This is a genomic window from Halorussus rarus, assembly GCF_003369835.1.
In the GTDB taxonomy this organism is placed as follows: domain Archaea; phylum Halobacteriota; class Halobacteria; order Halobacteriales; family Haladaptataceae; genus Halorussus; species Halorussus rarus.
The window spans coordinates 105,934-123,584 of record NZ_QPMJ01000002.1; the positions used below are offsets into that span (position 1 = coordinate 105,934).

Annotated in this window: 18 protein-coding genes; 11 read left to right on the plus strand and 7 right to left on the minus strand. The window is 70.1% G+C overall.

Annotated elements, in window-relative coordinates:
• Nucleotides 1-91: 91 nt before the first annotated feature.
• The 4 genes from aroC to DVR07_RS08810 form a co-directional block, all read right to left on the minus strand.
• Complete coding sequence (gene aroC, locus DVR07_RS08795) at nt 92-1,258, minus strand: chorismate synthase (RefSeq protein WP_115796455.1); 1,167 nt, start codon at nt 1,256-1,258, stop codon at nt 92-94.
• Nucleotides 1,259-1,335: 77 nt separating this feature from the next.
• Nucleotides 1,336-2,703 carry a 3-phosphoshikimate 1-carboxyvinyltransferase gene (locus tag DVR07_RS08800; RefSeq protein ID WP_115796458.1) on the minus strand — a complete coding sequence of 456 codons (1,368 nt, stop codon included), beginning with the start codon at nt 2,701-2,703 and terminating at the stop codon, nt 1,336-1,338.
• 82 nt (nt 2,704-2,785) lie between these two features.
• Nucleotides 2,786-3,235, minus strand: a complete 450-nt coding sequence (locus DVR07_RS08805; RefSeq protein WP_115796460.1) for a universal stress protein — start codon at nt 3,233-3,235, stop codon at nt 2,786-2,788.
• Nucleotides 3,236-3,306: 71 nt separating this feature from the next.
• Nucleotides 3,307-3,612: a glycerol ABC transporter substrate-binding protein gene (locus tag DVR07_RS08810; RefSeq protein ID WP_240147519.1), complete on the minus strand. Its 306-nt coding sequence runs from the start codon at nt 3,610-3,612 to the stop codon at nt 3,307-3,309.
• Nucleotides 3,613-3,765: 153 nt separating this feature from the next.
• Here DVR07_RS08810 and DVR07_RS08815 point away from each other — a divergent pair, with 153 nt between their 5' ends.
• Together DVR07_RS08815 and DVR07_RS08820 are read left to right on the plus strand one after the other, a co-directional pair.
• Nucleotides 3,766-4,941, plus strand: coding sequence for a M24 family metallopeptidase (locus DVR07_RS08815; RefSeq protein WP_115796462.1), 1,176 nt, complete (start codon nt 3,766-3,768; stop codon nt 4,939-4,941).
• Nucleotides 4,942-5,484: 543 nt separating this feature from the next.
• On the plus strand, nt 5,485-6,276 hold the full coding sequence (locus DVR07_RS08820) for an aldo/keto reductase (protein WP_205254538.1): 792 nt from the start codon (nt 5,485-5,487) through the stop codon (nt 6,274-6,276).
• Nucleotides 6,277-6,343: 67 nt separating this feature from the next.
• On the opposite strand, the gene DVR07_RS08825 is transcribed toward DVR07_RS08820, so the two are convergent.
• Complete coding sequence (locus DVR07_RS08825) at nt 6,344-6,847, minus strand: DUF3592 domain-containing protein (RefSeq protein WP_115796465.1); 504 nt, start codon at nt 6,845-6,847, stop codon at nt 6,344-6,346.
• Nucleotides 6,848-7,021: 174 nt separating this feature from the next.
• Between DVR07_RS08825 and DVR07_RS08830 the strand changes: the two genes are divergently transcribed.
• The 6 genes from DVR07_RS08830 to DVR07_RS08855 all read left to right on the plus strand — a co-directional run bounded on the left by DVR07_RS08830 (nt 7,022) and on the right by DVR07_RS08855 (nt 13,352).
• On the plus strand, nt 7,022-7,891 hold the full coding sequence (locus DVR07_RS08830; RefSeq protein ID WP_115796467.1) for a prephenate dehydrogenase/arogenate dehydrogenase family protein: 870 nt from the start codon (nt 7,022-7,024) through the stop codon (nt 7,889-7,891).
• Nucleotides 7,888-9,294, plus strand: a complete 1,407-nt coding sequence (locus DVR07_RS08835) for a small ribosomal subunit Rsm22 family protein (RefSeq protein ID WP_115796469.1) — start codon at nt 7,888-7,890, stop codon at nt 9,292-9,294. Before DVR07_RS08830 ends, DVR07_RS08835 begins: the two co-directional genes overlap by 4 nt.
• A gap of 16 nt (nt 9,295-9,310) precedes the next feature.
• Nucleotides 9,311-9,526 carry a hypothetical protein gene (locus tag DVR07_RS08840; RefSeq protein WP_115796472.1) on the plus strand — a complete coding sequence of 72 codons (216 nt, stop codon included), beginning with the start codon at nt 9,311-9,313 and terminating at the stop codon, nt 9,524-9,526.
• A 156-nt stretch (nt 9,527-9,682) separates the two neighbouring features.
• Complete coding sequence (locus DVR07_RS08845) at nt 9,683-10,975, plus strand: carboxylate--amine ligase (RefSeq protein WP_115796474.1); 1,293 nt, start codon at nt 9,683-9,685, stop codon at nt 10,973-10,975.
• A gap of 8 nt (nt 10,976-10,983) precedes the next feature.
• A complete protein-coding gene (locus DVR07_RS08850; protein WP_115796475.1) occupies nt 10,984-11,910 on the plus strand; it encodes a DMT family transporter in 927 nt (308 codons plus the stop codon).
• Nucleotides 11,911-11,987: 77 nt separating this feature from the next.
• Nucleotides 11,988-13,352 (plus strand): LLM class flavin-dependent oxidoreductase, encoded by a 1,365-nt coding sequence (locus DVR07_RS08855; protein WP_115796477.1) that lies wholly within the window; start codon nt 11,988-11,990, stop codon nt 13,350-13,352.
• Nucleotides 13,353-13,394: 42 nt separating this feature from the next.
• On the opposite strand, the gene DVR07_RS08860 is transcribed toward DVR07_RS08855, so the two are convergent.
• Complete coding sequence (locus DVR07_RS08860) at nt 13,395-13,799, minus strand: YccF domain-containing protein (protein ID WP_115796479.1); 405 nt, start codon at nt 13,797-13,799, stop codon at nt 13,395-13,397.
• A gap of 213 nt (nt 13,800-14,012) precedes the next feature.
• Here DVR07_RS08860 and DVR07_RS08865 point away from each other — a divergent pair, with 213 nt between their 5' ends.
• From DVR07_RS08865 to surE, 3 genes are all read left to right on the plus strand, one after another.
• The gene (locus DVR07_RS08865; protein WP_115798302.1) at nt 14,013-14,720 is read left to right on the plus strand and encodes a hypothetical protein; all 708 of its coding nucleotides are present in this window, start codon (nt 14,013-14,015) and stop codon (nt 14,718-14,720) included.
• A gap of 108 nt (nt 14,721-14,828) precedes the next feature.
• A complete protein-coding gene (locus DVR07_RS08870; protein ID WP_115796481.1) occupies nt 14,829-16,214 on the plus strand; it encodes a serpin family protein in 1,386 nt (461 codons plus the stop codon).
• A 108-nt stretch (nt 16,215-16,322) separates the two neighbouring features.
• The gene (gene surE, locus DVR07_RS08875) at nt 16,323-17,093 is read left to right on the plus strand and encodes a 5'/3'-nucleotidase SurE (protein WP_115796482.1); all 771 of its coding nucleotides are present in this window, start codon (nt 16,323-16,325) and stop codon (nt 17,091-17,093) included.
• 77 nt (nt 17,094-17,170) lie between these two features.
• Here surE and DVR07_RS08880 read toward each other — a convergent pair whose 3' ends face one another.
• Nucleotides 17,171-17,638 carry an arsenate reductase/protein-tyrosine-phosphatase family protein gene (locus DVR07_RS08880; protein ID WP_115796484.1) on the minus strand — a complete coding sequence of 156 codons (468 nt, stop codon included), beginning with the start codon at nt 17,636-17,638 and terminating at the stop codon, nt 17,171-17,173.
• Nucleotides 17,639-17,651: the final 13 nt, after the last annotated feature.

Below are 17,651 nucleotides of genomic sequence, written 5' to 3' on the forward strand. Positions count from 1 at the left end.
CGACGTAATCGACTCTCGTTTCTTCGACGGCCCGGAGACCCGAACGCTCGATAGCCGATAGCGGCGTCTGCGAATGTGGAGCCGCCCGGTGCTACTCGTTCCGCGGGCTGCTCGGGTGGTAGTCGGTGTCGTACTCGCCGGGCCGGTCGTCGACTCTGTCGGGGTTGATGCGCCCGCCCAGCAGCATGAAGTCGACGAGCGTGAGCGCCAGCATCGCCTCGACCACCGGGACGCCCCGGGGCGGGAGAACGGGGTCGTGGCGGCCGATGACCTGCTCCTCGCGCTCCTCGCCGGCCTCCCAGTCGACCGTGGTCTGGGTCTTGGGGATCGACGTGGGCGCGTGGAGGGTCACCTCGCCGTAGATGGGTTCGCCCGTGGTGATGCCGCCCTGGAGGCCGCCGTGATCGTTCTCGACCGGCACGGGGTCGCTCCCCTCGGGGTCGTCGGGGTCCTCGAGTTCCCACTCGTCGTTGCGCTCGCTCCCGGTGTACTCGCGGGCCTCGCGTCCGAGGCCGAACTCGAAGGCGGTCGAGGCGGGGACGCTCATCATGGCCTGGCCGAGCCGGGCCTCCACCGAGTCGAACCGGGGCGCGCCGAGTCCGCGGGGGACGCCGCGGGCCTCGAAGTAGATGGAGCCGCCGATGGAGTCGCCCTCCTGCTGGTACTCGTCGATGCGCTCGCGCATCCGCTCGGCGGTCTCGGGGTGGGCGCACCGGACCTCGTTCTCCTCGCTGTGTTCGAGTATCTCCTCGAATGAGACTTCGGGCGCCTCGATGTCGCCGATCTGGTTGACGTGGGCCTTGAGTTCGACGCCCTCGCGTGCGAGCAGCTTCTTCGCGACGGCGCCGGCCGCGACCCAGTTGACCGTCTCGCGGGCCGACGACCGGCCGCCGCCGCCCCAGTTGCGCGTGCCGAACTTCGCCGAGTAGGTGAAGTCGCCGTGGCTGGGCCGCGGCGCGGTGATGAACGGTTCGTACTTCTCCGACCGGGCGTCCTTGTTGTCGATGACCATCCCGATGGGCGTGCCCGTGGTGTAGCCGTCCTGGAGCCCCGACTTGATGGAGACGTGGTCGGGTTCGCCCCGACTCGTGGTTATCATCGACTGACCGGGCTTGCGGCGGTCGAGGTCGGCCTGCACGTCGTCCTCGTCGAGTTCGAGCCCCGCGGGACAGCCCGAGACGGTGACGCCCATCGCCTCGCCGTGGCTCTCGCCGAACGTCGTGACCTGGAAGAGGCGTCCGAAGCTGTTGCCGTTCATTGCCGGGTGTTGGACGGGGCGGCTATTTAGGGTTTGCAGAAGGCGCAAGTTGCTCCCCGGGAAGGCCAGTCCCGCGACTACCGATTCACCGTCGCGCCGAGGTCGTAGAGCACGTCGAAGAAGTCGGGGAACGACACGTCGACGTGCTCGCCGCCCGCGATGGTGGTCGGGCCGTCGGCCGCCAGCGCGGCCACCGCCAGCGCCATCACGACGCGGTGGTCGCCCCGGCCGTCGACCGCGCCGCCGGTCAGGTCGCTCTCGGCGCCGACCACGGTCAGGCGATCGGCGCTCTCGCGGGTCGTCGCGCCGAGTTTCTCCAGTTCCTCGGCCATCGCACTCACGCGGTCGGTCTCCTTGTACCGGACGTGCTCGCAGTTGACGATGCGGGTCTCGCCGTCGGCGACCGCGCCCAGCGACGCGATCGTCGGCAGGAGGTCGGGCGTGTCGCCGACGTCGACCTCGACGCCCGAGAGGTCCGAGCGTCGGACCGTGATGACGCCGTCGTCCCGGTTCCAGTCGACGTCCGCGCCCATCCGCCCGAGGACGCCGACGATTTTGGAGTCGCCTTGCGCGCTCGGATAGGCGCCCTTCACGCGGACCGGGTCGTCGGGACCGGCCGCTACCGCGCCCGCGCCGAGCAGGTACGAGATCGACGAGAAGTCGCCGGGGACGTGGTACTCGCCGTCCTCGGGTTCGTAGAACTGGCCGCCCTCGACGTAGTAGGTGCCGCCACCCGCGCCTCGTTCTCCGCTCGCTCCGTCACCGTCTCCATCGCCACCGTCCGCGCCGTCACCGCCGGCGCCGAGGTCGCGCTTCCCGGCCTCGACGCCGAACTCGTCGAGGAGTTCGAGCGTGATGTCGACGTAGGGCGCGGACTTGAGTTCGGTTTCGAGGTTCACCTCGATGCCGTCGTCGGTGACCGCGCCGGCCATCAGCAGCGCCGAGACGAACTGCGAGGAGACGTCGCCGGGCATCGAGACCGACCCGCCGGAGACGGGACCGCCGACCACCAGCGGCGCCTGGCCGTTCCCCCGGGTGCTCTCGGCCCGGCCGCCCAGGTCCTCGATGGCCTCCAGCAGCGGACCGTGCGGTCGCGACCGGAGCGACTCGTCGCCGGTCAGCACGGTCGCGCCGTCGGCCAGCGCCGCGGCGGCCGTGACGAGTCGCATCGTCGTCCCGCTGTTCGCGCAGTCGAGGACGTCGCCGGGCACCTCGGGCCGGCCGTCGAAGCCGTCGACGTCGAGGTGGTCGAACTCGCGGGTGACGTCTCCACCGAAGGCGTCGACCGCCCGCATCGTCGCCTTCGTGTCTGCGCTCACCAGCGGGTCGTACACCAGCGCGCCGCCGGCGTAGCCTGCGGCCAGAATCGCCCGATGGGTGTAGCTCTTCGAGGAGGGCGCGCGCGCCGACCCCGAGACCGTCGATGGTTCTATCTCCACGTCCATGTCCGGGCCGACGAGTCGGGGGCGTATCAGGATACCGGAGGGAGCGAAATCTCCGGGCGACCGCTTCGAGGTGGGATTCGGACTACCGCACGACCGTCACGGGCACCGTCGCGCGCCCCACGACGTCCTTGGCGGTGCTGCCCACCAGCCCCTCGTACTCCTCGGAGAGGCCGCGGTGGCCCAGGTAGATGGCGTCGACGTCCTGGTCGTCGGCGTACTCGGTGATGGCCTCGACCGGTTCGCCGTACAGCATCCCGGTCTCGACCTCGACGCCGGTCTGCTCGCCGATCTCGGCCGCGTCGTCGAGCGCGGCCTGGGCATCGTTCTCGGCGTCCTCGATGTCCTCGGTGACCAGTTCGTCGGCGGTCTCGGTGTAGCTCATCGGCGGGTCGTCGCCGCCGGTGAAGAACTGTTCGGGCACGACGACGCTGACCGCGAGCACCGCAGCGCCGGTGGCGGCGGCCTGCTCGACCGCGTACCGGAGCGCGTCCATGCTGGGTTCCGAGCCGTCGACCGCGACGAGGTACTCCATGCCCGGTGGTTCGACGCGACCGGTGATTTGGATTGTGGCTGGGCCGGGCACCGAGCCCATGACGTCGCCGGTCAGAACTCGCGCTCCCGGTCCCGGCCGTCGCGCTCCCGACGGTTCTCCCTCCCCGCGCGGTTTCGTCCCTCCGTCCCGTCCGCGATGCGCTCGATCGCCCGGACGAGTCGCTCCGCGAGGTGGAGGAACCGCCAGAGGAGGTAGAACCCCGCGATCCACACCACGAACAGCACGCCGAGCAGCGGCTGGGTGGCGATGAGGAGACTGTACGCCAAGCCCAGGAGCGCGAGGAGCGCGAGTGCGACCTTCAGGGAGGTCGAGGGCTCGCGGGTGCGGTCGGCGGGCGAGGACCTGGAACCGGACATGTTGGTGGCGTTTCATTCGAGCGACGAATAGCTTCTGGTGCGTCCCCCTGGGTCGAAATCGGACCCCGGCGGTCGGCCGGCACCAGTGCCCGCCGCCGGGTGCGACGTTCCGGAACCCGCACCGTTTTCCCATTCGCGGGGCATCCCGTGGGTATGAACCCGGACCTGTCACCGCTCTCCGATGCGCTCGCCGACGCCGGCGTCGACGGCTACCTGCTCGACGCCGATTCGGGCGAGTCCGATCAGTTGTACCTCTCGGGCTTCGACGCGCCCGACGAGTTCGTCACGCTCTACACGCCCGAGGGGACGTTCCTGCTCGTCTCGGGGCTGGAGTACTGCCGGGCGACCGAGGAGAGTCGAGCCGACGAGGTGGCCCGGCTGTCGGACTACGGCTTTCAGGAACTGGTCGGCGAGCACGGCCGCGCCGGGGCCCGGGTCCGGGCCTGCGCCGCGTTTCTCGACGACCGCGGCGTGGAGTTGGTCGCCGCGCCCGAGCGGTTCCCCCTCGGCACCGCCGACGGCCTGCGCGAGCAGGGGCTCTCGGTCGAGGTACTGGACGACGACGTCGTGACCCGGATTCGCGCGACGAAGACCGACGAGGAGGTCGAGCACATCTACGAGGCCCAGCGGGCCAACCAGGCCGCGATGCGGGCGGCCGAGGACCTGCTGGCCGCGGCCGACGTCGAGGACGGGACGCTGTACTACGACGGCGAGGTGCTGACCAGCGAGCGCGTCAAGGAGGAGATAGAGGTCACACTGCTCCGCCACGGGTGCGCGCTCGACGAGACCATCGTGGCCTGCGGCGCCGACGCCGCCGGACCGCACAACCGCGGGAGCGGGCCCCTCGAAGCCGGCGAGACGATCGTCATCGACATCTTCCCGCGGAGCAAGGCGACCAAGTACCACGGCGACATGACCCGGACGTTCGTGAAGGGCGAGCCGAGCGATGAGGTCCGGCGGCGCTACGACGACACCCGCGAGGCGTTCGAGGCCGCGCTCGACGCGCTCGAACCCGGCGTCACCGGCAGGGAGGTTCACGACGCCGTCTGCGACGTCTACGAGGAGAAGGGGTACGCCACCCTCCGGAGCGACCCCTCGACCGAGACGGGGTTCATCCACAGCACCGGCCACGGCATCGGCCTCGACGTCCACGAACTCCCGCGGGTCAGCCCCGACGGCGGCGAGCTCCGGCCGGGCCACGTCGTCACCATCGAGCCCGGCCTCTACGACCCCGAGGTGGGCGGCATCCGCATCGAGGACCTCGTCGTCGTGACCGAGGACGGCTACGAGAACCTGACCGACTACCCCATCGAGCTGCAGGTGGAGTAGCGCGAACGACCTCCGCTGAATCGTCTTCGCTCCGGGCGAGAACGGCCCGCAGCCCTCCGACCGCCACAACCGGGAAGTGTCCGCCCGGCGAACTCGGAGTCAATGCTCCGACAGGAGACCGAGAGCGACGAGCCACGGGCGAAGTCGCAGGAGAGCGGTGGGGGACTGCTGCGGAAGATAGCGCCGTTCGCGATGGCCTTCGCGGCCGGGTTCGTCCTCGGCAGCCGAGGCGAGGACGGCGCGACCGCCGGAGGGGAATCCGGGGAGGGCCACCTGAGCGAGAAGGCGGTCGAGATCCGCGAGCGGGCCACGGCCGAGGGGTCGGGCGCGGCCGACGCCGGGGGCGCCACCGACCAACCCAGTTCCATGGGCAGCGTCTCGGGCGAGGAGGTCCGTGAGGCAGAGCGCGAGGGCGAAGGCGAGGAGACCGGCGACGAGCAGGCCCGGTCCGAGAGCGGAGAAACGACCGAAGACGAGTCCGAAGCCGAGTCCGACGAGGTCGACGAGGAGGTCGCGACCCTCTCGCCGCCGACGACCCACGGGATGCCGATGCTCGGTCTCGGCACCTACCAGATGGACGACGAGGAGTGCCGCGAGAGCGTCGGGCGGGCCATCGAGATGGGGTACCGCCACCTCGACACCGCCGAGATGTACGAGAACGAGGACGCGGTCGGCGACGCCATCGGCGAGTCCGGCGTGGACCGCGACGACCTGTTCGTGGCGACGAAGATCGCGCCGGAGAACCTCGACTACGACCAGGTGCTCCAGAACGCCGCCGACAGCTTCGAGCGGCTCGGCGTCGACTTCGTGGACCTGCTGTACGTCCACTGGCCGACCGGCGACTACGAGGCCACCGACACCCTCGACGCCTTCGCGGAACTGCGCGAGGAGGACATCATCGGCGAGATCGGCGTGAGCAACTTCACGGTCGAGCTGCTGGAGGAGGCCATCGAGGTGGCCGAGGAGCCCATTTTCGCCAACCAGGTCGAGATGCACCCGCTGCTCCCCCAGACCGAGCTCCGCCAGTTCTGCGCCCAGGACGACGTCGACGTCGAACTGGTCGCCTACTCCCCCATCGCCCGCGGCGACGTGTCGGACGTCGACGCGCTGCAGGAGGTCGCCGACAAGCACGACGCGACGCCCCAGCAGGTCAGCCTGGCGTGGCTCCGCGAGAAGGAGGTCACCGCCATCCCGAAGGCCACCAGCGAGGAGCACCTCCGGGAGAACTGGCTCAGCCTCGACGTGGAACTCGACGACGAGGACGTCGAGAAGATCGACGACATCGAGGAACGACAGCGCATCGTCGACCCCGACGACGCGCCCTGGAACCAGTAACGGAGAGGTCCCCGACTGGTAGTGCGTCAGTCGTCGATGCACCGCTCGCGGGCGACGTCGGACGGCGTCAGGCCGCTCGGAGGCCGCGGAAGGCCGACACCCCGCCGATGAGGGCCAGCAGCCCGCCGATGGCCGCGAGTTTCAGCGGTCCGTCCGACTTCTTCTGCTCGAGGAACGCGCTGCCCGGCGAGTTCGGGTCCACGTACGCCGTGACCGTCTCGCCCGCTTCGTATCCCTGTAGCACGGATTCGGCTTCCGATTTCGTGTCGTAGTTGGCGGTGAACGTCGCTGGATAGAGGTTGTTCGACGTGTAGTCGCTCCCGTCGTAGCGGTAGTCGAACGTGACCTCGGGCCGGTACGCCGGACCGCCGCGACGCTGGGAGACGGACTCGACGTTCGTTCCGGTTATCGTGGCCTCGACGGTGACCGCGTCGGAGATGGCGTCGGACTGCTGGAGGTAGTCGTAGCCGCCGAAGCCGGCGACGGCGACGCCGATCACCAGCAACAGTACGCCGCCGCGAACCGGGTCGAGCTCCTTCCCGCCGATGGAGATGTTCGTATCCGGGGACACGCCAGTTCATGACAACCCACCGTAGTTAATGATACCGGATGTTGTCCGCCGTGGACCCGGCTTCGACCGAGACTGGAGCGACGGAGACCGGTTCGTTCGTCGCCGCCGGTCGGTTGCGCTCGGCGAGAGTGCGGAGCGAACCCCTTTTGAGACCCGACCGGCTATCTCCGCCCGATGAAGCTACTCGTCGTCGGCGCGGGCGAGATGGGCCGGTGGTTCGGCGAGGTCGCGGCGACCGAACTCGGCGCCGACTCCGACAGCGAGGCCGACGTCGACTCCGACAGCGACCTCGGCCCCGACAGCGACGGGGTCGACCTCGCGTTCGCCGACCGCGACCCCGCCGTCGCCGAGGCGGCCGCCCGGGAGGTCGGCGGTCGCGCGGTCCCGACCGCGACCGACGAGCGGTTCGACGCCGTCTGCATCGCGGTGCCTATCTCGGCCGCGAACGAGGCCATCGAGCGTCACGCCCCGCGGGCCGAGCGAGCGCTGCTCGACGTGACCGGGCAGATGGCCGACCCCGTCGAGGCGATGGCGGCGGCCGCGCCCGACCGCGAGCGCGCGAGCCTCCACCCGCTGTTCGCGGCCGCCAACGCGCCGGGCAACGTCGCGGTCGTGACCGACGAGTCCGGTCCCGTCACCGACCGCCTGTTCGACGCGCTCGAGGCCGCGGGCAACCGACTGGTCGAGACCACGCCCGCCGAACACGACGAGGCGATGGAGACGGTGCAGGCGGGGACCCACGCCGCGGTGCTGGCGTTCGCGCTGGCGGCCGACGACGTCCCCGAGGGGCTGACGACGCCGGTCTTCGAAGCCCTGCGGGACGTCGCCGAACAGGTCACTGGCAACGCGCCGTCGGTGTACGCCGAGATCCAGGCGACGTTCGGCGGTGCCGAAGCGGTCGCCGAGGCCGCGGCGCGACTCGCCGAGGCCGACGACGAGGCCTTCGAGGACCTGTACCGGGAGGCGAGCGAGAGCGCCCGCGGAGAGCTGCGGGAGAACGCCGGCCGAGAGACGAACGACGACGCGGAGGGGGACGACCGATGAGCGACGACCAGCGACGGAAGATACGCGAGAACGCGAAGTACCTCCGGGAGGTCCGGCCCGTCGACCCCGACGAGATTTCGGAGTACGTGGACGGCCAGCCGCACCCCGGGGTCGTCCGCAAGACGCTCCGGGAGGAGGCGCCGTCGCTCGGCCTGGTCGAGCGCGAGGACGGCACCTTCGAACCGGTCGCCGAGGGACCGCTCGCGCCGGCGTTCCGCGGCGTCGAGGCGTTCCCGACCGAGTACAGCCGACTACTGGAGGACCTGCTGGTCGAGCGGTGGGGGCCGGACTGGCACGAGGGCGAGTCGGGCGACCGACTTCGGGAGACCATCCGGCGACTCAAGGAGGACTACTTCCGGAACAACGACGTCGAGTATGACGAGACGGCCGCGCTCGGCTACGCCGTCTACCACCTGGCCGACAACTACGCGGTGGCCCAGTACGCGCTCCACGAACTCGCCGAATCCGGGCTGGTGGACCACCGCCTCCGCATTCTCGACGTGGGCGCGGGCGTCGGCGGTCCGGCGCTCGGCGTCGCCGACTACCTTCCGGACGAGGCCCTCGTCGAATACGACGCGGTCGAACCCAGCGCGGCCGCCGACGTGTTCGAACAGACGGTCTCTGCGGTCGGTCGGAACGTCCACGTCGACCTGCATCGGGAGACCGCCGAGGCGTTCGAGCCCGAGGGCGAGTACGACCTCGTCCTGTTCGCCAACGTCCTGAACGAACTCGACGACCCCGCCGCGGTGGTCCGGCGCTACCTCGACTCGCTCGCCGACGACGGCGCGGTGCTCGCGGTCGAGCCCGCAGACCGCGAGACCAGCATCGGGCTCCGCGAGGTCGAGCGCGCCATCGCCGACGAGGCGGCCGAGGCCGCGGTCTTCGCGCCGACGCTCCGGCTCTGGCCGGGCGAGCGCCCGACCGACCGCGGGTGGTCGTTCGACGTGAAGCCCGACCTCGAAGTCCCCCCGTTCCAGCGCAAGCTCGACGAGGCCGCGGGCGCGACCGGCGAGTTCGTCAACGTCGACGTCCAGTTCTCCTACTCCATCCTGCGGCCCGACGGCCGGCGGAAGGCCGACCTGACGCTCGACGCCGGGAACGTGGCCAAGATGGCCGAGATGGAGCGCCACGTCACCGAGCGCATCGACCTCGTGGCGGTGAAGCTCAGCCACTCGCTGGCCGAGGGCGACCGCAACCCGCTGTTCAAGGTCGGCGACGGCAGCGAGTCTGTCGACCACTTCGCGGTCCTGACCAACGAGACGTCGCTCAACGCCGACCTCCGGGACGCCGACTACGGCGACCTGCTCTCGTTCGAGCGGGTGCTGGTGCTGTGGAACGACGACGAAGAGGCGTACAATCTGGTCGTCGACGAGGACACCATCGTGGACGCGGTTCGGATATGATGAGGTCTCACACTCCATGACCGCCTCGCCCCGCCGAGTCGCCCTCCTCGTTGCAGTCGTCGGTGTCGTCGGCGGCCTGCTCGCCTACGCGGCGGATGGATCCGTCTGTCTCGCTCACCGGACGGCGTGTGTTCCGGCCGACGAGTCAGCCCTGCGTACGTTCTTCCTCCCCCTCGTCGTAGTCGGCGGGTACGCCCTCTTTCGCGCCTCTGAGACATTTCGGTTCGAATAGTCGCGCAACAGAGAACCGGCGAATCGACCGACGCGTGCCCCGTCCCGGCCAGGGACTTCCGACCGCGTGGTCCTGCGGTGCCGGAGCGTCGTCGCAGTCCCCGGTGTGCTTTGCCGACTCGGTGGGGTTTTAGCGCGCCGGGGAACAACCGCCTGTATGGCAACCTTTCGCTCGTTCGAGGGCCTCCGCGACGCGCTCGCGGACGCCGACTTCGACCGCCCGCCGGCGATCGTCTGCAACGCTCACGTCACCGGCCTGAGCGTGGCTCGCGCGCTCAAGGCCCGAGACGTGCCCGTCATCGCCGTCGACCGCAACGAGAAGGGCGTCGCGCCCTACTCCGAGGCGGTGGACTTCGCCGGCCGGGTCACCTACCCGCTGGACGACGAGGACGGCTTCCGCGAGGACGTCGAGGAGCTGGCGGCCCAGCTCGACCGCGACGCGGTGGCGTTCGGCTGCATGGACGAGTGGGTCCACGCCTTCTCCCGGACCGAACCCGATGGCGTCCGGCTGCCGTTCGCCGACCGCGAGGTCGTCGACCGGGTGCTCGACAAGGAGTCGCTGTACGCGGTCGCCGAGGACCTCGACGTCCCGTACCCCGAGACCTACCGCATCGCCGAGACCGACCCGGCCGAGACCGGCGGCGACCCCGGACCGGTCGAGGCGAGCGGCGGGAGCCGCGACAGCGTTCCCGCCGCCGAAGCCGCCGAGCGCCTGGGCTTCCCGCTCGTCGTCAAGCCCGCCCTGAAGCGCAAGTTCTCCGAGGCGGTCGGCACGAACGTCATCGAGGTCGCCGACGAGGCCGAGTTCGAGGACGTGGTGGCCAACGCCGCCGAGGAGGACATCCGCGTGATGGCCCAGGAGAAGGTCCCCGCCGTGCAGGGCGAGGACTGCTCGCTGGCCTCCTACGTCCCGGAGTCGGGCGAGGCCGTCTCGTTCGTCGGGAACGCCCGGGTCCGGTACCCGCTGGGGTACGGCACCTCCTGCGTCGTCCAACGGGCGGATGCGCCCCAGGTCGAGGAGAACGCCCTCGCCGTGCTCGAGGAGACGGGCTACTACGGCATCAGCGAGGCCGAGTTCCTCTACGACGGCGACCGCGAGGAGTACGTCCTCATCGACGTGAACACCCGGCCGTGGAAGTGGATCTCGCTGCCCGTGCGGGCCGGCGCGAACCTCCCGCTGGCGGCCTACAGCGACGCGGTGGAGGAGGACTACGAGGCCGACGAGATCCGGGACGGTCGGTGGGTCTACCTGGCGGACTACGTCAAGGCGATGGGCACCGACGGGTTCGCGGACGTGCTGGGCAAGCAGGACTGGCTCTCGCTCATGTCCGGCGAGTTCGAGGCCCGCGAGGACTTCACGACCGGCGTGTACCGACCCTCCGACCCCGGGCCGGCGTATCAGTTGCTGACCACGGAGTTCGGCACCCAGGAGTACTACTGCTCCTGTTGACGCCGCACGTGAACGACCGCACCGCCACCGTCGGACTGTTCGCGGCGCTCGCCACGCTGTGGGGGTTCTCGTTCCTGGCGATCTCGGTCGGCCTCGAATCGCTGGAGCCCGTGCTGTTCGCGGCCTTCCGGTACGACGTCGCGGCGGTCCTGCTGCTGGGCTACGCGCTGGTCGGCGACGCCGAATTCTGGCCGACCGACCGGGCCAGCGCGAGCGCCGTCCTCGCGGGCGGACTGTTCCTGGTCGCCGCGAACGCCTTCCTCTTCGTCGGCCAGCGGACCGTTCCCAGCGGGGTAGCGGCCATCATGCAGAGCCTGGTCCCCATCGCGACATCACTGTGGGCGCTCGCGCTGCTGCCCGAGGAGCGGGTCTCGGCCCGCGGCGGGGTAGGGATCGCGCTGGGACTCGTCGGCGTCGGGCTCATCGTCCGGCCGGACCCCGCGAACCTGCTCGGCGACGACGTCGTCGGCCGACTGCTCATCCTGCTCCAGGTCGCGGGGGTTGCGCTCGGCGGCGTCCTGATACAGCGCGCCCGTCCGACCCTCGACAGGACCGCCCTCACGGGGTGGTCGATGTTCGTCGGCGCGGTCGTCCTCCACGCCGTCAGCGCGGGACTGGGCGAACCGTTCGCGCTCCCGCGGACCCCGACGGCGATCGGGGCGGTCGCGTACCTCGGCGTCTTCGCCACCGCTATCGCCTTCGTCATCTACTTCACGCTCCTCGAAGTCCGCGGCGCGCTCGAGACGTCGCTGGTCGCCTACCTCGTGCCGGTCGTCGCGACCGTCGTCGGCGTCGCGTTCCTCGAGGAGTCGATCACACCGCTCACCCTCGTCGGGTTCCTCGTCGTGTTCGCCGGGTTCGTCGTCCTCAAGCGGCGCGCCATCGCCGACCTCGCGGACGACACGAGGCGGGTCGTCACGCAGGCCGACGACTGAGCGGTCGCCTCAGAGGTCGGCCGCACGTCTCGCCGGTATCCCCGCCTTTTCGGTCGCCGACAGCCACTACGGGAACAATGAGCAGCGACTACATCCACCTCAACCTCTTCACGATGAACTCGGTGGAGCACGTCACCACCGGGAACTGGCGGACGCCGGGCGACCAGTCGTACCGGTACAAGGACACCGAGTACTGGCTCGACGTGGCCCGGACCGCCGAGCGCGGCGGCTTCGACGGGGTGTTCTTCGCGGACGTGCGGGGCGTCTACGACGTGTACGGCGGCGACCGGGAGACCGCCATCGAGAACGCGATTCAGACCCCGTCGAACGACCCGGCGTACCTCATGCCCGCGATGGCGTCGGTGACCGACCACCTCGGGTTCGCGGTCACCAAGTCGACCTCCTACAACCATCCATACCAGCTCGCACGGGAGCTCTCGACGCTCGACCACGTCACCGACGGCCGGGTGGCGTTCAACATCGTCACCTCCTACCTCGAGAGCGCGGCGCGCAACCTCGGCGTCGACGAGCGGATGGACCACGACGAGCGCTACGACCGCGCCGACGAGTTCATGGACGTCTGCTACGCGCTCTGGGAGGAGAGCTGGGACGACGACGCGGTGGTCCGAGACCGCGACAGCGGGGTGTTCACCGACCCCGAGGGCGTCGACACCATCGATTTCGAGGGCGAGTTCTTCGACGTGCCGGGGCCCCACGGCTGCGAGCCCTCGCCCCAGCGAACGCCGGTGCTCTACCAGGCGGGGTCGTCGGACCGAGGCCGAGCGTTCGCCGCCGACAACGCCGAGGCCGTCTTCGTCAGCCAGCCGACCGAGCAGGGAGTTCGAGATTACATCGAGGACATGCGCGAGCGCGCCGCCGACCGGGGCCGGGACCCCGACGACCTCCGCTTCTTCCCGGGCATCGTGCCCGTCGTCGGCGAGACCGAGGAGATCGCCCGCGAGAAGTACGAGGCGTACGCCGCGAACGTCGACACCGAGGCGACCCTCGCGCTGCTGTCGGGGTTCATCGACCTCGACTTCTCGGAGCTCGACCCCGACCAGAACGTCGAGCACATCGAGACCGACGCCATCCAGGGCGCCATCAACGCCTTCACCAAGAACGACCCCGACCGCGACTGGACCGTCGCGGAGGTCGCCGAGTTCGCGGGCCTCGGCACCACCTCGCCCGTCGTCGCGGGCTCCCCCGAGCAGGTCGCCGACGAACTCCAGCACTGGTACGAGGACGTTGGCGTCGACGGCTTCAACGTGAAGGAGGTCGTCCGCCCCGGCACACTCCGGGACTTCGTCGACATGGTGGTGCCCGAACTCCGCGAGCGCGGCCTCGTCCGCGAGCGCTACGAGGGCGAGACGCTCCGGGAGAACCTGTTCGAGGAGGCGGGCCGGACGAAGCTGGCCGACGACCATCCGGCGCGGAAGCACTGACTCGACCGCCAGAACTCGCGTTCGGAGTCGGACGCGGTCGCGTCAGTACCGGTAGAGCGAGGTGACGTACGGGAGCTTGTTGTACATCACGATCGCCAGCGGGAGTCCGACGACGGTGAGCGAGACGAGGTACGCCGCGCCCATCCAGACTCCGCTGGCCCACCAGCCGACGAAGACGAAGTAGGCCGCCCGGACGACGAGACTCGGCTGGTCGGAGCCCGCTCGGCGGTCGACGAGGCCCGAGTTCGCCTCGGCCTTGAGCGTCAGCACCTTCGGGACCTTGTTTATCATCTTGATGCCGAGCGGCAGGCCGACGACGCTCAGGTTCAGGAGCCACGCGACCGAGAGCCAGAGGCCGGTCGCCCACCAGCCGACGAAGACGTACCACGCGGCCCGGACGACCAGCGAGCGTTCCCGGGTTCCGTGTTGTTGGTTCTGTGTTGCCATCTACCATTTGGCGTGGTCCGCCGCAGCGACATAACCTTTCGCGTGTGGTTCTTCCGCGATGTACTCGGGGGAGACGGTCAATGAAATCAGTTCGGAATCCGAGTCGTCCAGGAACCGTACCGGTAATATCGATCGGTGATAGCAATCTTTAATTATCGCTAATCACGCATTTGCCACGACATGGCAACCACGTCACGAGGCTTCGTCAGCGGCATGGCGAACAGGGCGAACCCCGCGTTCGCGGCGGGGGTCGTCGCTGTCCCGGTGGTCGCGCTGCTCTACGCGGTCACGGTCGGCCCGCTCCGGCAACTCACGTACGTCCACGTCATGGCCGGCGTGCTCTGGACCGGCATCGACCTCTTCATGGGGCTGGTGCTCGGCCCGGTGCTCGGCGGCCTCGACGACGACCAGAAGGCGGCGGTGTTCCGCCGGCTCACCCCGAAGACGACGTTCCTGATGCCGTCGCTCGCGCTGGTCACCGTCTTCGGCGGCGTCTCGCTCGCACGGCGGCTCGGGAAGTTTCCCCACGCCGACCCGTGGATCGCGCTGATGAGCACCGCCATCGCGCTCCCGGTGATTCTGCTCGTCGCCTGGCAGTTCGGCGCGCTGACCGACCGGCGGACCCTCGCCGTCTTCGGCGTCGTCGGCGTCGGCCACGCGGCGTGGCTCGCCCAGACGCTGCCCGAGTTCGCGATGACGTCACACGAGATAGCGGCCGCGCTCGGCATCGTCACGATGCTCTCGATCCTGGGCTTCGGCGTGCTGCTGCCGGGCGAGCTCCGGATGTACCGCGAGATGACCTCGGCCGACCCCGACGAGGCGCTCATCGGCGCCATCGGGATGCGCAACGCGAAGCTGTCGGCCGTGCAGGGCGCGCTCCAGCTGGCCATCATCTTCGTGATGGTGTACGTCCGGTTCTGAGCGGCGCCCGGCCGATTCTGAGCGACGTACCTCCGGTCGGGCGGGAAGGCTGAAACGCCCCTTTCACTCTCGGGAAGATACTCAACCCCGGCAGTCCACTCCTCGCGCATGGACCGCCGCTCCCTCCAACCGAACGCGAATCGCCGCCGCCTCCTCTCGACGCTCGCCGGCGCCGGCGCCGCGGGGCTCGCCGGGTGCCTCTCGGCCGACTCCGCGCCCTCCGCCGCGACTGGGCCGGACCCCGCGAACAGCCCCGAACTGAGCGGACCCGACGACGGAGCACTGCCCGACGTGGACGCGCCGACCGACGAGTACGTCGCCGGCAACACCGACTTCGGCTTCGCGCTGCTCGACCGCCTCGCCGACGACGCCCCGAACGAGAACCGGTTCGTCTCCCCGTACAGCATCGGCGTCGCGCTCGCCATGACCTACGCCGGCGCCCGGGGCGGGACCCGGAGGGAGATGGCCGAGACGATGCGGTTCCGGCCGACGGGCGAGGTGCTCCACGAGTCCGTCGCCGCGCTCCGCGCGGACCTCCCGCTCGGCGACGAGGAGTCGTCCGAATCGGAGCAGACCACCGCAGGGTCGCAGAGCGACGACGGCGCGCCCTTCCGCCTCCGGGGCGCGAACGCGCTCTGGGGGCAGGCTGACTACCCGTTCCGCGAGGAGTTCCTGACGACCCTGGAGCGGTACTACGGCGCGGGCCTCGGTCGGGTCGACTTCCGGAAGAATCCCGGGGAGGCCCGGAAGGCAATCAACGGCTGGGTCGCCGACCGGACGGAAGAGCGGATACCCGACCTGTTCCCGAAAGGGACCATTGACCGCCGAACGCGCCTCGTGCTCGCCAACGCGGTGTACTTCGAGGCGAACTGGGCCGATACCTTCGACGAGGCCGACACCGAACCGGGGGCGTTCACCGCGCTCGACGGGGCGACCGACGAGGTTCCGATGATGCGCCAGAAGACCGCCTTCCCGTTCGCCGAGGTCGACGGGGTGAAGGTGCTCGGACTGCCCTACGCCGGCGGGAACGCCGAGATGGCGCTGCTCCTGCCGCCCCGAGAGCGCTTCCGGGAGTTCGAGCGGAGTCTGGACGCCGACCGCCTGGCCGACCTCCTCGACGCCACCGAGGAGGCGAAAGTGGAGATGAGCGTTCCCCGGTTCGAGTTCCGGTCGAAGCTGAAGCTCGCGAAGCGGCTGGCGGCGATGGGGATGCCGACCGCGTTCACCCGGAACGCCGACTTCGACGGGATGGCGGAGGGCGACGCCGACGAGAATCTCCAGCTCGGTTCGGTGCTCCACGAGGCGTACGTCCGCGTCGACGAGCAGGGCACCGAGGCCGCCGCGGCCACCGGGGTCGAGGTCGTCAACACGAGCGCGGTCCTGAACCCGCCGACGTTCCGCGCCGACCGGCCGTTCCTGTTCGTCGTCCGCCACCGGCCCACCGGCGCGGTGCTGTTCCTGGGTCGGGTCGCTGACGCCGCGGCCGCCGCCTGACGTCGACCAGACACTCCCGCGGGGGACGCCGCCCGGAGCCGCCGAGACTGGGAGCCGGGCCGCCTGCGAGCAGTAGGACTTTTGACCGGCGGCCGTAACCGTTCTCTCATGAGCGACGCCCGCGAGATCCTGCTGACGAACGACGACGGGATAGAGAGTCCCGGAATCCGCGCCCTCTACGACGCCCTCTCGGAGGTCGGCAACGTCACGACGGTGGCGCCCGCCGACGACCAGAGCGCCGTGGGTCGGGCGATGACCTACGAGGTGCCGGTCGCCGAGCACGAACTCGGCTACGCCCTGGAGGGGACGCCCTCCGACTGCGTGGTCGCCGGCCTCGCCGAACTCGGCCCCTACCCCGACGTCGTGGTCTCGGGGTGCAACGAGGGCGCGAACATCGGCGCGTACGTCCTGGGCCGGTCCGGCACCGTCAGCGCCGCGGTCGAGGCCGCCTTCTTCGGGGTGCCCGCGATCGCGGCGTCGCTCCACGTCCCCCAGAGCGAGTGGCCCCGCGACACCGAGCCGGCCGAGTACGAGGAGGTCGCCGAGGCCGTGAAGTACCTGGTCGAGCGCGCGCCCGACGCCGGCGTCTTCGAGGACGCCGAGTACCTCAACGTCAACGCGCCGCTCCCCTCGGCGGGCCACACCCCGATGGTCGTCACCCGGCCCTCCCACGTCTACGACATGGACGCGACCGAGGAGGACGGCGTGGTCACGCTCCACGACCGCACCTGGCAGCAGATGGACAGCGACAGCCTGCCCGACCCCGAGGGCACCGACCGCCGGGCGGTCTACGAGGGCAAGATCAGCGTCTCGCCGCTGACCGCGCCCCACACGACCGAGCACCACGAGGCGCTCGACGACCTCGCCGACCGGTACTGAGGCGGCCGTCGGACCGCCGAAACCGGGCTTCAGGACCGACCGACGTCGGGACGTCGGATCCGGTCGGGAGGCTATCGCTACGCCATTTTCCGATGCTGCTCTATCTCGTCGAACAGCTCCGTCACGCGTTCTTCGATCTCGTCGCGGATCTCCCTGACGCGCTCGACGTCCCCTCCGTCGGGGTCGTCGAGCGCCCAGTCGCGAACGTCGACGTCGCCGCCGACCCCCCCGACGTCGAGCGTCGAACAGCCCATCGTCGCCACGTAGTCGCACGAGCGGAGTTCCTCGACGGATATCTCGCGGGGCGTGCGGTCCGAGAGGTCGAAGTCCTCCTCGGCCATCACGTCGACGACGACGTCGTGGACGCGGTCCGCGGGACGAGTCCCGCCGGTCAGGAGTTCGATCTCGTCTTCGAGGCCGCGGCGCTCGACCTCCCGCTCTGCGAACGCGAGCGACATCTGGCTCCGGCCGGCGTTCTGGACGCAGACGAACGCGACGCGGACGGGGCTGTTCTCGGGGTCGGAGTCGGTGGTGGATTCGCTCATGGGTGATATGAAT

Coding starts and splice junctions, on each gene's coding strand:
- aroC (WP_115796455.1), bottom strand. CDS start 1,258: ATGAACGGCAACAGCTTCGGACGCCTCTTCCAGGTCACGACGTTCGGC.
- DVR07_RS08800 (WP_115796458.1), bottom strand. CDS start 2,703: ATGGACGTGGAGATAGAACCATCGACGGTCTCGGGGTCGGCGCGCGCG.
- DVR07_RS08805 (WP_115796460.1), bottom strand. CDS start 3,235: ATGGAGTACCTCGTCGCGGTCGACGGCTCGGAACCCAGCATGGACGCG.
- DVR07_RS08810 (WP_240147519.1), bottom strand. CDS start 3,612: ATGTCCGGTTCCAGGTCCTCGCCCGCCGACCGCACCCGCGAGCCCTCG.
- DVR07_RS08815 (WP_115796462.1), top strand. CDS start 3,766: ATGAACCCGGACCTGTCACCGCTCTCCGATGCGCTCGCCGACGCCGGC.
- DVR07_RS08820 (WP_205254538.1), top strand. CDS start 5,485: ATGCCGATGCTCGGTCTCGGCACCTACCAGATGGACGACGAGGAGTGC.
- DVR07_RS08830 (WP_115796467.1), top strand. CDS start 7,022: ATGAAGCTACTCGTCGTCGGCGCGGGCGAGATGGGCCGGTGGTTCGGC.
- DVR07_RS08835 (WP_115796469.1), top strand. CDS start 7,888: ATGAGCGACGACCAGCGACGGAAGATACGCGAGAACGCGAAGTACCTC.
- DVR07_RS08840 (WP_115796472.1), top strand. CDS start 9,311: ATGACCGCCTCGCCCCGCCGAGTCGCCCTCCTCGTTGCAGTCGTCGGT.
- DVR07_RS08845 (WP_115796474.1), top strand. CDS start 9,683: ATGGCAACCTTTCGCTCGTTCGAGGGCCTCCGCGACGCGCTCGCGGAC.
- DVR07_RS08855 (WP_115796477.1), top strand. CDS start 11,988: ATGAGCAGCGACTACATCCACCTCAACCTCTTCACGATGAACTCGGTG.
- DVR07_RS08860 (WP_115796479.1), bottom strand. CDS start 13,799: ATGGCAACACAGAACCAACAACACGGAACCCGGGAACGCTCGCTGGTC.
- DVR07_RS08865 (WP_115798302.1), top strand. CDS start 14,013: ATGGCGAACAGGGCGAACCCCGCGTTCGCGGCGGGGGTCGTCGCTGTC.
- DVR07_RS08870 (WP_115796481.1), top strand. CDS start 14,829: ATGGACCGCCGCTCCCTCCAACCGAACGCGAATCGCCGCCGCCTCCTC.
- surE (WP_115796482.1), top strand. CDS start 16,323: ATGAGCGACGCCCGCGAGATCCTGCTGACGAACGACGACGGGATAGAG.
- DVR07_RS08880 (WP_115796484.1), bottom strand. CDS start 17,638: ATGAGCGAATCCACCACCGACTCCGACCCCGAGAACAGCCCCGTCCGC.